Below are 14,587 nucleotides of genomic sequence, written 5' to 3' on the forward strand. Positions count from 1 at the left end.
TCAGACGGGCCCCAGCACCTCGTCGATGGCCGCGAGCACCGCCGGGGCGACGTGGTCGCCGTAGCCGCAGGACGGACCGCGCAGATAGCGGAACTCGACCGGTGCCACGCTGGCCCGGTCTGCGACCCTAACCACGTCGAGCGCGAGGTAGTCGGTCCGCACCGGGCAGGACTTCCCGTCCGACGGCGCCGCGTTGATCGCCGCCCGGAAGCGTTGGCCGCCGGCCGTCGAGTGCTCGACGGTCCGCAGCGGAGACACCGGCTTGGCATAGCTGTAGCGGCAGAAGGTCACTGCGGCTGGTTCGAGCGGCATCGGTGGCGCCAGCGGCGGCGCCACCAGGAGATGTACGTCGTGAACAGCACCCGGCGGACGTACGCCTCCGGATGTCCACCGGCGACGATCCGCGGCCATCTGCCCCACACGGTGGCCAGCACCGTCTGGAGCAGATCCTCGGCCCGACCGGTGTCACCGGTGAGCAACCAGGCCGACCGCAGCAGCGCGTCCGACCTGGCGGCCACGAACTCGGTGAACCCGTCCGGTGGCGAACCCGACATCCCCGCACCTCTCACAACCGGCAGAACGCGGTCGGGGTGCCCGGATGTTAACGGGCGCGCCGAAAAGTGCGGTCCGAGCTCTCGCGGTGGCCGCGCCGAACATAGACCGACCGGCCATGGTGAATCGAGGACCTGGTCCGGCCGGTAGGACCGGTCCGTCCACTCGAAAGGGTCAGACGGACGGGGCGGAGGCTTGCGCGGACGCCCGATAATTGCCTTTATGGACATCGTCGTAGCCGCGTCGAAAGAGCTGGGTCTCACGGCCAGCGAGATCGCTGACCGATGGAACTCCGCCGAGGCGAACAGCCGCGTCGCAGTTGCCAGACCGCAGGAAAGCCGGCTCGAGCACTTTCCCGTCGGCGACTACATGGACTCCGTGCTGGTCGTCCTCGGCTCCGTGGCATTGGGAGTCGCCGGGAATGCCGTGTACGACTTGATCAAGCGAATCGTGACGCCGAAGGCGGCCGCGGAGCGGCTCCGTTACACCGAGGTCGTCAAGCCCGATGGCACCAGGATCGTCGAGATCACGATCGCCGACGTCGACTGACATGCTCCTTACGGTGGCCCACCTGGGCGGCGCCTCGGTCGTGATAGAGGCTGACCAGGTCACGACGCCGTTGGAGTTTCGTTCACCGCTGTCGTCTGCCGATCTCGATGCGATCCGTTGGCTGCTGGAGGACTGCCCGGACGCCCCTGTCGGGCCGCAACGGCGGCTCTACCACGACATGCGTGCGGCGACGGGCCGTATCGGCGAGGCGCTGTGGCGTGCGCTGACGCCGACCGATTCCGCCAAGGAGGCCCTGGAAGCGCTCACGAGCGCGGGCGGCATCGACGAAGTGCGGTTCGTCTCCGATGACCCGGAGTTCCTCGCGCTGCCGTGGGAGCTGCTGTCCCCACCCGACACGGACACAGTTCCGCTCCTCCAGACTCGACCGCTCACGCGGACGCTGAGCACCCGGAACCCGGTCGAAGCCTCGCGAGCGACGCGGACCGACGGGCCGCTGCGGATCCTGCTGGTCTCTCCTCGTCCGTACGGCGATCGCGACGTTCGAGCGCGCACGGTGCGCGGTCCCGTGCTGAAGGCGGTAGCGCAGTCAGGCGGGGCCGTGCGAGTGGACTTTCTGCGACCGGCGACCGCGACCCGGCTGGCCGAGGTGCTGGCGTCGCACGAGGCCTACGACATCGTTCACTTCGATGGCCACGGGTTCTCCGACGCGACCGCGGCGGGACCTTCATCCGGGGTCCTGTTCGAAAGGGAGGACGGCGGCCCCGACCCGGTGAGCGGAGCCGAGTTCGCGAAGATCTTCTCGGCGTCGCGGCCGACGCTCGTCGTGCTCAACGCCTGCCGGTCGGCCAGACTGCCCGGATCCGACGACGGCGTCGGTTCGGTGGCCACCGCCCTTCTTCGGCACGGGCTTCCCGCAGTGCTCGCGATGACGCACAACGTGTCGGCGGCCGTCGTCACCAGGTTCACCACGGACTTCTACGCGGCCCTGTCGGCAGGCGAGTCGTTGGCCGCCGCGACCGCCCTCGCACGCCAGGGGCTCGTCGCGCCGGCCGACGCGACATTCAGCCGGCCGTTCCAGGTCCTCCCCGTCCTCTACACGGCGACGGACCTCGAGCGGTCCCCGATGCGGTCGCATCCCCAGCCGACCGACCTGCCGGCAAACGGTCAGCCGGACGATCTCGATCTGTTGATGTACCGGGACGACGAACTGAACCGCCTCGAGCGCCTGCTGGGCGCGCCCGACCATCTGCCGGTCGTCGTCAGCGGTGTGATCGGCTCGGGCAAGTCCCGATTCCTGCGTACCTTCGCGAGATACGCCACCCTCACCGGAGCGTTCGACCACGTGGTCTTCCATCCCACGGGTGATGGGGAGAAGGACCCAACAGGCCGCGTTCTGCATGTCTGGGATGAGATCGAGGATCGGCGGCGATACGCGCCCGTCGAGTCCGCGGCGGCCCGACTGCCCAGCCACCATCGCATGATCATCGCGACCCGGTACGACCAGTTCGAGGGTCCACACCATCACCACGCTTTGGGCGACATCGGGACCGAGACGACGGGTCTACTGCTCGCCGACCACGTCATGCGCCACGAGACGCCGGTGTCATCGCCGACGATTCTCTGGTTGCCTCGCGCGTCCGGCTGGCACGCCGCCAGCCTGCGGGCCATACTGCGAGCCCTCGAAGGGGCTCCCGCCCTCGACGTGTGCTGGCAGATGGAGGTGGGTTTCTCCGACGGCGGCGACGACGACGCTCTGGTCCTGCCCGAGGTGCGCCGCTGCCTGGCTCGGTTGGCAGAGCCGGCGTTCGCCCTGGTCGGCTTGTTCGGCCATATGGTCGTGCCGCTGTTGCCCGCCCTCGTCACGGACCGCGGGGTCCCCCTCACCGACGACTGCCGTCGGGCGCTGGACCGCACCATCCCAGAGGAGGAGTGGTTGCGGATGTTCGTCTCGGCGGAACGGCTCGGGCTCGTCGAACCGGTGCTGCCCGGGCATCCACGGCTCGGATACACCGTACCGCCGGGCGTCTCGTATGCCCTCCGAGCCGAACTGCGGGGCTGATATGGGGAATCCACTCTCACCGAGCTTCGGTCGGCGGCGGCCACGGCGACGATCGGCCTGGTCAACAACCTGTTCCCGGCTTCGCCCGGCACGAGCGACTACGCCCGGCGCACGCAGCGGCAGCTCGCCGTCAACATGAACGAAAGCGCCATCTGGGCGGCGCTCCTCCATTCGCTGGATCGTCACGACTACGGCCAGGCGGCGCGCCTCGCGAGCGACTACGCGCGCGACCCGGAGGGATCGTTCGAGTGGAGCCGCACGACGTCGATGGTCGACCACCTCCGGGCATTGACATCGGCGACCTTCGGCGACGACACCGCATCACATGTCTTCCTCGACGTGACGCACGAGATCCTGAGCAGGGCCGCGATCGCCCGCGACGACTGGGCCGCCGCGCGCGGCCACCTCGAAACGCTGATGCGCGATCCGTCATCTTCACTGTTCGAGGAGAACCGGCGCTCACTGTTGCTCCGAGCCGCGGAGGTGATGGCGCACACGGACACGCCGGCGGAGTCCACCCGGCTACTGGCGCTCGCGGTCGACGATGCCCGGGCCGAGGGCACGACCGCGGCGCTGGCCGACTGCCGGTACACCTGGCAACAGATCGTCGACGCGCTCGGGATGGGCACGGCACAGGCGAGGCGGCTCGGTGAGACCGTCGGACTCTCCGGCGCGCCCGCGGATCACGGTCGGCGGACCTACGGAATGATGTCGATCCCTGAGCTGGTCGACGACGCGCGTGCCCTCGAGCTTTCGGGAAACGTCGCCGGGGCCATCAGCCTTCGGCGATACATCGGTGAGCGCGCACGCACGGCCGGCCAGTACGAGACCGCCCGGCAGTGGCTCTATTCCGCACTGGCCCTCGCGCGCGCCAACCCGGACGTGAACGACTTCGGGTTGACCTACCACGAGCTTTCGATGGTCGAGGAGCAAGCCGAGAGATTCGACGACGCGGCGCACTGGGCGGCATCCGCGCTCGAACAGGCCCGCGCCACCGGCTCACGCCGGGGAGAGGCCGACGCGCTCAACGAGCTCGGCATCATCGAATGTCGGCGGGGACGCCCGCAGGAGGCGAAGACCGCGTGGACGAACGCACTCAGCCACTACGAGGCGCTCGGGATGGCCGACTACGCCGACGAGACCAGCTTCATGTTGGCGCAGCTGGCAGTGAGCACAGGACAGGACGAGGAGGGGATGGAGACGGTGCGGCGCCTGGCCCGCCGATTCGAGGCGAGCGGCGCGATCGAGAGATCGGTTCAGGCCCATCTGTTCCTGGCGGCCAACAGCCCGGACGCGCAGGTCGTCGGGGAGATGCTCGAGCAGGCCCGTCGCCTCGTCCGTGAGCTGCCCCCGTCCCTCGCGAAGCCCCTCGCCGATGAAGTGGCGGATCTCGAGGCGGAGATCGCGAACCCTGAGCCGAGGACGGACAGCGACGAGGGTCCGGCCCGGCGAGACTGAGCCGCGAGGCCGGACCCGATCGGCTCAGCCGACGCGGTACGCGTACAGGTCGGTGTTCACCAGCGAGAAGCGCAGCTTGATCTGCTGGCCGGCCAGGGCCTGCAAGGACCGGCCGCCGGGGAAGCGGACCTGGGCGTCGTACTGGTCGCCCTTGACCGGCAGCGAGGTGTAGCCCGGAAGCAGATTGCCGGACGCGTGCAGCACCTCGACCGTCAGCGAGCCCTTGGCGTGCACGTCGGCGTTGACGTGCAGCGCCCTGCCGTCGGTCACCAAGGGCTTGGTCGTGAGCTGACCCGGGTCACCGAGGCCGGGCAGCGAGGCGTTCGTCATCGAGACGAAGCCGTCCCGGCGCCAGGTCGCCAGGCCCACTCCGCTCGTGTACGGGGTCGTCCCCGCCACCTGCCCGCCGTGGCCGGCGTTGAAGGCGCCGTAGTACATCGTGATCGTGCGGTCGTCGACCAGCACGTTCGACGCCGTGTAGAGGGCTCCGTCGTCCCACGCGCCGGGCTTGCCGGGCTGGATGACCGGGTCGCGGACCGGGCGGCTCCAGTCGACCAGGTCGCGTGACGCGGCGAGCTGCGGGAGCACCGGGCCGTCACCGGCCGACGACTGGCTGCCGTGCGTGAAGTTCGTGATGAGCAGGACCCAGGGGATGCCGATGTACGTGCCCTCGTACGGCAGCACCGGCATGCCGTAGATCTGGCCCTCCAGCCCGTTGATGGCCTGCGCCGCGCCGTCGTCCGCGTAGTCGCCGGCCACGCCCAGCACCGGCGTGCTCCACGTCAGGAAGTCCTTGCTGGTGGAGACGAACGCCGCGCGGTCGTACACACCCGGGGTGCGGGACGTGAACATCCGCTTCTTGACGGTGGCGATGTACTGCTGGCCCGCAGGATCCCAGGCCACATTGGACACATCACCGTCGAGCAGGACCGGCTTCGAAGCGGCCAACGTCCACGTATAGCCGTCCGGGGAGAAGTACGCGTAGTAGCCCAGCGTCTCGTTGACCACGCCGGTGTGGAACTGCATGAGCGCGTAGCGGCGGTCGGCCGGCGCGTCCGGGTTGTAGGCGACGGTGCCGCCGCCGGCGATGACCAGGTTGGTCCGCGACGCCGGGATGTCCTTGTAGCCGATCGTGCCGCGACCCAACGGCTTGGTCCACTTCACGCCGTCCCTGCTCTCGGCGTAGCAGAGGTAGTAGCCGGGTGCGACGTCGTTGTTGCAGTCGTACCACATGCGATAGACCTTGCCGACCTTGAAGACCGAGCCGTAGATGTACGTGCTCGTCTCCCACGGGTACGTCGGCCGGATGAGCGGTTCGGGACGGGTCTTCGCCGGGTGCACCACGCGCCCGACGTCCCGGCTCGACTCGATGCGGTAGTCGTCGAGGAACAGCTCCCGATCCGTGCCGAGGCGCGGGTCGTAGGCGGCCGGCGCCTGCGCGAGGCTGACCTGTTCCCAGTAGGACCAACCGGCCTCGCCGCCGGCGATCCGCACGGTCACCTGCGCGCTGCCGGCCGGCGCGGTGCCGGTGATCGTCACGGTCTGCCAGTCGGTGCTGAACGCCGTGTCCGCCGCGTTCGTGCCCAGGTCGGTGCGGTTGAAGTCGGTGAAGACCATGGAGAGCTGGGCGGGTGTGCCGCTGCGGCCCTTGACCCGGGCGGTCAGCGTGTACGCGGCACCGGGCGCGGCGACCATCCGGTCGCTGGTGACCGTGACCGGGTTGCCCGAGGTGACGTTGAGCTCCAGCGAGCCCGGACCCGCGGTGCGGTAGGCGGAGAGGTTGACGACGTTGGCGGCCGCCTCGGCGCCCTCGACACTCCATCCCGTCGGGTGGCCGACCCGGTCGCCGACGTCGAACCCGCCGTTGGCGACGAGGTTGGTGTCCTGTGGCACGCCGGTGTCCGCGGGCGGCTGCCCGCTGGCCGCCGTCGGCAGGAGCAGTGCTGCCACCGCCGTCAGACCGGCCAGAGTGCCCATGCGTCCGCGATCCATGCCAACCCCCAAGGTGATCGATGCGTGGAGGATGCCAGTCCATCTGGAACACCGTTCCATGTCAACGGTCGCATCGATTGACATGAAATGACGTTCCAGATAGCTTTCGGGCCGACCACCGACCCCCGTACCAGATGGGAGTGTTCTCGTGCGTCGTCTGCTCCGTGGCGTCTGCGCCACGCTGCTCGCCTCGACCGCGGCCCTCGCCGCCACCTCGACCGCCGCGACCGCGGCCCCACCAGAAACCGGAACACCGACCGACCCGGTCATCGTCGCACCGGCGGAGAGCGGCAAACGCGCGTTCTTCGGCGACATGGTCAAGCTCAAGGACGGCCGACTCCTGGTCGCGTACCGGGAATCGGTCGCGCACATCAACCAGGACGGCCGCATCATGGTCGTGCAGAGCCGCGACCAGGGCCACACCTGGAGCACGCCCCAGGTGGCGATCGACACGGCGATCGACGACCGCGACCCCAAGCTCGTGCAGCTACGCGACGGCACCGTGCTGATGAACTTCTTCCGCACGGACTGGACGGGCTACCCCGGCAAGCCGGTGACGCTGGTCGGCACGTTCGTCACGCGCTCGACCGACAAGGGCGCCACCTGGAGCACGCCGAACGAGGTCGGCACCGCCCTGGAGGGACCGTCCGATGTGGTCGTCGGTGCCTACTACGCCGGCCACGCCGCCACCCACGGGCCGATTCTCGAGCTGCGCAACGGCGACCTGCTGGTCCCGCTCTACGGCCGGCTGCCCGAGGGCGGCACCGGTCCGGCGACGGTGGTCCGCTCGACCGACGGCGGCCGCACCTGGCCGAGGGAGAACGAGTCGGTGATCGGCCGCTCCGCGACCTTCGACTTCCAGGAACCGAACCTCAGCCTGCTCAAGGACGGTTCGCTGCTCTCGATCATCCGCACGTCGATCAACATCGCGTACCTGTCCCGGTCGTACGACCAGGGCCACACCTGGACGACGCCGGTGTCGACGGAACTGCCCGCCTCGTCACACCACCAGTTGGTGCTGCGCGACGGCGACGTGCTGTTCACCTACGGAGACCTGTCCGGTACCTTCGGGCCGGGCCGCCCGACCGTGGGGCGCCTGCTGCGCCACCCGGAACGGAACATCGACGCCGACAAGGACATCCTCATCTACGACGCGGCCATCCACGGTCCGGCCACGGCGGACCAGGCCAACCCGTCCAGCGTCGAGCTGCGCCCCGGGCGTTTCTTCACCATCACCTCCGACCCGCACCTGGCCGCGATCGTCGGCGTCTACACCCAGCGCCGCGACTACCGCTGATCTCGGCGGTCAGCCGCCCGCCAACCGATGCCACCAACGGCGTCGTGCGGCGGGCGGCGCGACCGGCGCGGGACCACCGGCGGCGCCGAAGTAGTCGCCACCCTTGGACCGCGCGTTGTCGGTACCCCAACTCCGGTCGTGCGGCACTTTGACGAGGCGCGGAATGTGCTTACGGCAATGGATGTACGCCTCGTGGACGTCGACGAGCACCCATCGCTCCGGCCGCCGCCCGGGTGCCGGATCCACCGCCAGCCGGGGATGCTCCAGTCGCTCCACAATGGTCGCTCGACCGTTGACGTGCAGCCCGATCGAGTCCTGGAAGTCCACGAACAGCAGCCCCGCGTGCTGGTTCGTGGAGATGTTGCCGAGGCTGGCCATGACACCGTTGCCCCGATACTCCGGCCAGGCGACCTGACGCTCGTCGAGCACGGCAACGAAGCCCGGCGGCCCGGCGCGGAACGTCGCGTCACAGTTGCCGCCGTCGTCGGCGGTGCCGACGAACATCATCTCCTGGCGGTCGATGAACTCCCGCATCGTCTCGTTGAGGTGGTCGAGCATCTGCGTCTCGTAGAACCGCCGCGCCCGCTCCTCGGACCCGTAAACCGCCTGCAGGCCCCGCTCGCCGATCAACTCAAGGTTCGTCCCAAGATCCTGCACGCCGCCTCCCGCCACGTCACCGGCACGCTCTCTGACAGGGAGAGTCGCACCGACTCCGCCGCGTAGTCGCACAGACTGTGCGACCCTCACCCGTCCTCGACGAGATGCCGGGCGATGAACTCGCGCCAGCGGCTGACCGCGTCGGGCCTGGTCTCGCCGTGCGGGCCGGGATAGGCGACCAGTTCCTTGTCGGGCGAGGGCAGCAGGTCGAACAGGGCGAGCTGGCCCTCGCGGGGAAACAGCTCGTCGTGCCACTGGACGTGGAAGAGGACCGGTGCGGTGATCCGCGCGGCGTCGCGGGTCACCCGGGCAGGCGCCGACATCGCCGTCTGCTCGCGCAGACCGAACTTGCCGAGCACCGCGCACCGCAGCCGGTCCCCCAGCGCGGCCGCAGGCGATCAGGCCGAAGTGGATGACCCAGATGTTGCGGATCGGGTCGCGCAGGGGTCCCCAGAAGGCGACCGCGATGACCAGGTGGGCGAAGGCCAGCCAGTCCGTGCCGTACGCGATGAAGGGGTAACGGTCGTTGGTCTCCCGCAGGCCCTCGTGGACCCGGTCGACCCAGTGCACCACACCGTCCGGCGTCAGGGTGCTGGCCTCGCCGGACGTCTTCGCCGAACGCGCGTGGAACCTTCACGACTTACGCACGGACCGCGCGCAGCAGGAAGCCGGGCATGGTCAGGTCCTGGCCGTCGACTATCGCGGCCACCTCGATGTCCGCGACCCGCGTGTCGGTCCAGGTCGGCGCGGCGAAGCTCGCCCGCAGGAACTCCTCCGTCATGTTCCAGCCGTGGCCCGCCGCCGCGGACACTCCGAGCACGTGGACTGTCCCGCCCGGGGTGGTGAGGGTCGGCAGGAGCGTCAGGTAGGCGGCTGTCTGGGCCTCGTCCTCGCGGTGCAGGTTGTGCAGCAGGCCCGAGTCGAAGACCGCGTCGAACTCGGCGGCCGGTAGCTTCGTGGCGTCCCCGACCTCGAAGCGGACTGCCACCCCCGCGTCGGCCGCTTTGGCGCGGGCCAGATCGATCGCCACCGGTGAGATGTCGACCCCGGTCACCTCGTAGCCGCGGCGGGCCAGGGCGAGCGCGAGCTCCCCTGTGCCGCAGCCGAGGTCGAGGGCCTTCGGGCCGGTGACGCCGCGGTCGAGGACCGCCGCGAAGGCCGGCTGCGGGCCGCCGATCTCCCAGGGCGCCGCGCCGTGGCGGTAGATCTCGTCGTAGTTCATCGCGCGACCGATCGTACGCCGGAGAAATCCGTTCCTCCTGTTTGTCAACGAAGCTCTCGGCGTCGACGTCTGTTCAGCGTGACGTTCGAGGAGTACGTGCTCGCCCGGGGGCCTGCCCTCGTCCGCCTGGCCCGGCTGCTGGTCGACGACGACCATCGCGCCGATGATCTGGTGCAGGACGTGTTGGCCAAGGCCTATCAGCGGTGGGGCCGGATCGTGAGTGCCGACGATCCCGACCGGTACGTGCGCCGCATGCTCGTCAACGCCCGCAACTCCTGGTGGCGGCGGGCGGCTAGGCGGCACGAGGTGTCCGTGCCCGCCGTCCGGCCCGTGGCCGCGGCGGATCCCCCGCTCGACAGTGCCGACCGCGACGCCCTCTGGCAGTTGGTGGCAGCCCTGCCCGGGAGGCAGCGGGCGGCTCTGGTGCTGCGCTACTACGAGGATCTCGACGACACGGCGATCGCCGAGATCCTGGGCTGCTCCACCGTCACCGTCCGGACGCACGTGATGCGCGGCATCGCGGCACTGCGCGCGACCGTCGGCGACGCCGGCTTTCCCCACACCGTCCCCCTGAGGAGCAGGCCATGACCATCGAGGACCGACTCACGGGGGTGCTGCACGAGCGGGCCGACCGGCCGGTCGACGCGGACGCGCTGCTCGCCACCGTGCTTACCGAGGGTCGGGCGCGGCGGCGTCGGCGGCACGGTGTCTACGCGGTGGCGTGTGCCGGGCTGGCGGGTCTCATGGCCGCCTCGCTCGTCGCTGCCCTCGGTCCTGATCGCGGCCTCGCGCCGAGCAGCTGGGACACCATGCCCGTGTTGCCAGGCGTGGCCGGCGAGCCGGGTGCCGCGGACCGGCCCGACCTCGTCGGGACCGACCCGAACGTGCTGCGCTTCGCGGTGGTGTCGGCGCCGTGGCCGGCGCAGATGGTGGACTGGTCCGCTCGGGAAGGGGTGGAGGAGCTCAAGGTGGACATGACGGTCGGTGAGATTCTCGTCTCCGGCTCGGTGCAGGTGTGGCGCGGGACCGACCCCGTTGACAGCAACGACAATCCGGCGGTGTCCAACGAGACGTCGTCCGCGGTTGTCGACGGCCATCCGGCGGTGGTCGAGCGCGAGCCGCAACCTTGGGGATTGAACCAATGGCTCACCTGGCATCCGGAGGACGGTCTGACCGTCCGGGTAGGACTCCTGGCCAACGGGCTGACGACGATGCCGGGAAGTCCGTCGCCGGACCAGACGACGGGGTTCGGCGTGGCTGACGTGGTCGGCTTGGCTGAGCTGGTGGGGTTCGCGCACGCGGTGCGACTCGACCGGACGACGGCATGCTCGGCGCCGTTCCGCGTGACGTACGTGCCGGCGGACGGACGCCTGCTCAGTTGCTTCGGCAGGCTCTACATGACGGCCACCGGCGATACCCGCGACGGCGGCCTGCTGCTGGCCACGCGGGACCGGCTGGTCCAGGTCGGCTTCACCACGGCTCCGGTCGATTGGGTGTCGAGAGGGCCGGGGCCCGAAGCCGGACCGCCGTCGGGGTCCACCGCTCCCCCGCAGACACCCACGGTCCCCCCGGAGCCGCCGCTGCCGACCGGCGTCACAGCGACGGAGTCGACCGGAGGCATCATCGCGAACCTCTCCACCAAGCCGCGGACGGTGACCACCGGGCTGACCGCGTGGGCTTCCTACCAAGTCGACGGCGAGACGGAGGCGGCAGCGATCGTGAACGGCCTGGCTTCGGCCGGCGCCCCTGACGCCCCGACGACCTGGCCCCGCAACCCCCTCGGCTGACGGCATGGAACGGGTCGTCGTCATCGGCTGCGGCGGCAGTGGGAAGACCAGGCTCGCCCGTGAGCTGGCCCGGATCCTCGACGCCCCGCTGACACAGCTCGACGCGGTCTACTACGACGAGCGGTGGACGGCGGCCTCCCCGGACGACTTCGCGGCGCGGCAGCGGACCCTCGTTGCCGCGCCGCGGTGGGTCATCGAAGGGAACTACGCGGGCACGCTGCCGATCCGGCTGGCCGCCGCCGACACCGTCGTCTTCCTGGACCTACCCGCCGTCACCTGCCTGTGGGGCATCGCGCAGCGCCGCTGGCGCCGCGAAGCCGGCCGCGTCAACTGGGCGTTCATCCGCTACGTCGTGGGCTACCGGCGGCAGATGCGCCCACGGGTCCGAGAGCTGCTCGGCGCGCACGGAGGCCACGTCGACCTCATAACCCTGACCAGCCGCCGGCAGGCGAACCAGTTCATCGAGCGTTGGCCATCGGGCGTCCGGCCGCCGGTCGATTGACGGCAACCCTCCGAGCGAAGGCTCAGTGGTCCAACCTGGACCACCTGGAGGAACCGTTGTCCGAGTTCACCGTCAGCCGCCGGCAGGTGCTCGCCTCGGCGGTCGCCGCCGGAGCCGTTGTCGCAGCCGGGTCGCCGGCCGCCGCGCACGGCAACCACGAGACCGCCGACCCGTTCCCGCTGGGCATCGCCAGCGGCGACCCGACCGCGCACAGCGTGATCCTGTGGACCCGGCTCGCCCGCGACCTGTACGCGCCCGGCGGCCTGTCCCGGCGGACGGTCGAGGTGCGCTGGGAGGTCGCCACCGACGAGCGGTTCCGCCGCGTGGTCCGCCGCGGCACGACGCTGGCCCGCCCGGAACTGGCCCACTCGGTGCACGTCGACGCCGTCGGCCTCGAGCCGGGCCGCGAGTACTTCTACCGGTTCAAGGCGCTCGGCGAGCTGAGCCCGGTCGGCCGCACCCGCACGGCTCCGGCGCCGTGGGAGGACCCGCGCGCGCTGCGGTTCGCGATCGCCAACTGCCAGGACTTCCAGAACGGCTACTGGCCCGCGTACGACGCGCTGGCCGACGAGGACCTGGACCTGGTGGTGCACCTCGGCGACTACATCTACGAGTACGACCCGAGCAGCCGCTTCCCCGACCGCGAGCACGTCGCACCGGAGACGGCCGGCCTCGACCAGCTCCGCACGCTGAGCGACTACCGCAACCGGCACGCGCAGTACAAGACCGACCCGGCGCTGCGTTCCGCGCACGCGGCCTTCCCGTGGGTGGTCACCTGGGACGACCACGAGACGGAGAACAACTACGCGGATCTGGTCGACGAGCTCGACAGCGGCGCCGCGCACCAGACGAAGGCACAGTTCGCGAAGCAGCGGGCGGCCGCGTACCAGGCGTACTACGAGCACATGCCGATCCGCGCGAACCTGCGCCCGGGCAGCCCGGACCTGCGCATCTTCCGGCGGTTCGACTACGGCCGGCTGCTGCGGCTCAACGTGCTCGACACCCGGCAGTACCGCAGCGACCAGCCCGGCACCGGCGACTTCGGCGCCATCGAGGCCGGCACCGGCAACACCTCCGGCACGCTGACCGGGCACGACCAGGAGCGCTGGCTGACCAAGGGCCTGATCGGCTCGCCGGCCCGCTGGAACGTCGTCGCCCAGCAGGTGATGATGAGCCGCACCCTGCTGCCCAACCCGGCCCTGGTCCCGCCGACGATGGCCAACCTCGACCAGTGGGACGGGTACGCACCGCAGCGCGACCGCCTCCTCGGCGTGCTCGCCGACCGCCGGGTGAACAACCCGGTCGTCCTGGCCGGCGACATCCACTCGACCTGGTTCAGCGAGCTGCACCAGGACTTCGACCGCCTGGACGTCCCGCCGGTCGCCGTCGAGTTCGTCTCGACCTCGATCAGCTCCGACTTCCCGGCCGCCTTCGACGCCCCGGTCAAGGCGGTAAACCCGCTGCTCAACCCGCACGTGAAGTACTTCGACGGCCTCAAGCGCGGCTACCTGCGCTGCACGGTGGACCGCCACGGCTGGCGCACGGACGTCCGCACGGTCGACTCGATCGAGACCAGGCATTCCCCGGTACGTACGCAAGCGTCGTTCGCGGTCGCGGCCGGCACCTCCCGCATCGTGGCCGCCTGACCACCCGTAGGTGACGGCCGGGCCGGCTGGCCCGGCCGTCGTCCGCCCTAGCCTCGCCAGACGGCGGCGACCTCTTCGGCGATCCGCCGGCCCTGGGCCGTCGCGGCCTCGACCGCCGGTTCCCAGCGCGCCGCGTCGAGCACGTTGGGGCCGAGTGCCTCCAGCACCGCCTCGTCGGGGACGACCAGCGCGACCGCGGACCGCTGCCGCAGCGCGTCGAGCTCGGCACGCGGTGCTCCGCGGGGCCGGATGGGTGCCAGCGGCGCCAGCACGACGACCCGGGCGGCCTCGGCGGCCAGGTCGGCGTTCGTGCCCGAGCGAACCCCGCCGTCCATGTAGCGGACGCCGTCGATCGTCACCGTCGGGAACACGCACGGCACCGCGCAGCTCGCGGCCACCGCCAGCGGCAACGGGATCCCGTCGTCCGCGGACCAGGCGACCGGCACGCCCGTCTCGGCAGAGACTGCGGTGACCAGCAGGCGCCGGGCCGGCCAGTCCGCGAGTGGCAACCGGCGGCGCAACGACTCCACGTACGGTTCCTCCGCGCCGACGCGGGCCGCCAGCGCGAGCTCGCCTACCCGGGCCCGTACCTCGGCCGGGTCGCGGCTCTCGTCGCTGAGCAGCGAGAAGACCTCGGCACCGCGCGCCCAGTCCGGTCGGATCGGTGGGTCGTCGTCGGCCAGGCGGGCCTCGAGCTTCGCGCCGTCGACGGGGTCGATGCCGGACGCGACCAGGGCGCCGGTGACGGCACCGGCGGAGGTGCCGACGATCAGGTCGGCGTCGGTGAGGTCGACGCCGACCTCGCGCAGTCCGATGAGGAGCCCGAGCTGCCAGGCGATGCCGGTGATGCCACCGGCGCCGAGCACGAGAGCGGAGTCAGTCACGGCACCAATCCGTATCACGTC

At 70.6% G+C, this 14,587-nt stretch carries 15 protein-coding genes and 1 pseudogene; 8 read left to right on the top strand and 8 right to left on the bottom strand.

The features are described 5' to 3' along the window. Positions 1-312, bottom strand: a complete 312-nt coding sequence (locus BLV39_RS31445; protein ID WP_143049965.1) for a hypothetical protein — start codon at positions 310-312, stop codon at positions 1-3. Beyond that, complete coding sequence (locus BLV39_RS31450; RefSeq protein WP_090800248.1) at positions 288-554, bottom strand: sigma factor; 267 nt, start codon at positions 552-554, stop codon at positions 288-290. The genes BLV39_RS31445 and BLV39_RS31450 overlap by 25 nt, the downstream gene beginning before the upstream one ends. 220 nt (positions 555-774) lie before the next feature. Between BLV39_RS31450 and BLV39_RS31455 the strand changes: the two genes are divergently transcribed. The 3 genes from BLV39_RS31455 (at position 775) to BLV39_RS31465 (ending at position 4,579) form a co-directional block, all read left to right on the top strand. After that, a complete protein-coding gene (locus tag BLV39_RS31455) occupies positions 775-1,101 on the top strand; it encodes a hypothetical protein (protein ID WP_090800249.1) in 327 nt (108 codons plus the stop codon). A 1-nt stretch (position 1,102) separates the two neighbouring features. After that, a complete protein-coding gene (locus BLV39_RS31460; protein ID WP_176985165.1) occupies positions 1,103-3,121 on the top strand; it encodes a CHAT domain-containing protein in 2,019 nt (672 codons plus the stop codon). A gap of 135 nt (positions 3,122-3,256) precedes the next feature. Continuing rightward, positions 3,257-4,579, top strand: coding sequence for a tetratricopeptide repeat protein (locus tag BLV39_RS31465; protein ID WP_090800251.1), 1,323 nt, complete (start codon positions 3,257-3,259; stop codon positions 4,577-4,579). A 24-nt stretch (positions 4,580-4,603) separates the two neighbouring features. Here BLV39_RS31465 and BLV39_RS31470 read toward each other — a convergent pair whose 3' ends face one another. Further along, positions 4,604-6,571 (bottom strand): hypothetical protein, encoded by a 1,968-nt coding sequence (locus tag BLV39_RS31470; RefSeq protein WP_143049966.1) that lies wholly within the window; start codon positions 6,569-6,571, stop codon positions 4,604-4,606. Between the two features lie 148 nt (positions 6,572-6,719). On the opposite strand from BLV39_RS31470, the gene BLV39_RS31475 reads away from it, so the two are divergent. Beyond that, the gene (locus BLV39_RS31475) at positions 6,720-7,868 is read left to right on the top strand and encodes a sialidase family protein (RefSeq protein WP_090800253.1); all 1,149 of its coding nucleotides are present in this window, start codon (positions 6,720-6,722) and stop codon (positions 7,866-7,868) included. A gap of 9 nt (positions 7,869-7,877) precedes the next feature. Here BLV39_RS31475 and BLV39_RS31480 read toward each other — a convergent pair whose 3' ends face one another. The 4 genes and pseudogenes from BLV39_RS31480 to BLV39_RS31490 all read right to left on the bottom strand — a co-directional run bounded on the left by BLV39_RS31480 (position 7,878) and on the right by BLV39_RS31490 (position 9,747). Continuing rightward, positions 7,878-8,525: a pyridoxamine 5'-phosphate oxidase family protein gene (locus BLV39_RS31480; RefSeq protein WP_239083902.1), complete on the bottom strand. Its 648-nt coding sequence runs from the start codon at positions 8,523-8,525 to the stop codon at positions 7,878-7,880. An 86-nt stretch (positions 8,526-8,611) separates the two neighbouring features. Beyond that, complete coding sequence (locus BLV39_RS31485; RefSeq protein ID WP_090800254.1) at positions 8,612-8,884, bottom strand: hypothetical protein; 273 nt, start codon at positions 8,882-8,884, stop codon at positions 8,612-8,614. Positions 8,885-8,915: 31 nt separating this feature from the next. Further along, positions 8,916-9,098: pseudogene (locus tag BLV39_RS44420) on the bottom strand (hypothetical protein); the annotation flags it as partial. Between the two features lie 67 nt (positions 9,099-9,165). Then, a complete protein-coding gene (locus BLV39_RS31490; protein WP_090800255.1) occupies positions 9,166-9,747 on the bottom strand; it encodes a class I SAM-dependent methyltransferase in 582 nt (193 codons plus the stop codon). 78 nt (positions 9,748-9,825) lie between these two features. On the opposite strand from BLV39_RS31490, the gene BLV39_RS31495 reads away from it, so the two are divergent. From BLV39_RS31495 to BLV39_RS31505, 4 genes are read left to right on the top strand one after another with little or no spacing between them, the layout of a single operon-like run. After that, positions 9,826-10,335, top strand: coding sequence for a SigE family RNA polymerase sigma factor (locus BLV39_RS31495; RefSeq protein ID WP_090800256.1), 510 nt, complete (start codon positions 9,826-9,828; stop codon positions 10,333-10,335). Next, on the top strand, positions 10,332-11,534 hold the full coding sequence (locus BLV39_RS31500; protein WP_090800257.1) for a hypothetical protein: 1,203 nt from the start codon (positions 10,332-10,334) through the stop codon (positions 11,532-11,534). Before BLV39_RS31495 ends, BLV39_RS31500 begins: the two co-directional genes overlap by 4 nt. Positions 11,535-11,538: 4 nt before the next feature. After that, positions 11,539-12,036, top strand: coding sequence for a P-loop NTPase family protein (locus BLV39_RS43750; protein WP_204082875.1), 498 nt, complete (start codon positions 11,539-11,541; stop codon positions 12,034-12,036). A 56-nt stretch (positions 12,037-12,092) separates the two neighbouring features. Then, entirely contained in the window at positions 12,093-13,682 is a 1,590-nt protein-coding gene (locus tag BLV39_RS31505) for an alkaline phosphatase D family protein (RefSeq protein ID WP_239083872.1), read from the top strand. Positions 13,683-13,729: 47 nt separating this feature from the next. Here the strand turns inward: BLV39_RS31505 and BLV39_RS31510 are convergent, their stop codons facing one another. After that, entirely contained in the window at positions 13,730-14,566 is an 837-nt protein-coding gene (locus BLV39_RS31510) for a patatin-like phospholipase family protein (RefSeq protein WP_090800259.1), read from the bottom strand. Positions 14,567-14,587: the final 21 nt, after the last annotated feature.

The organism is Asanoa ishikariensis (genome assembly GCF_900107455.1).
GTDB lineage: Bacteria > Actinomycetota > Actinomycetes > Mycobacteriales > Micromonosporaceae > Asanoa > Asanoa ishikariensis.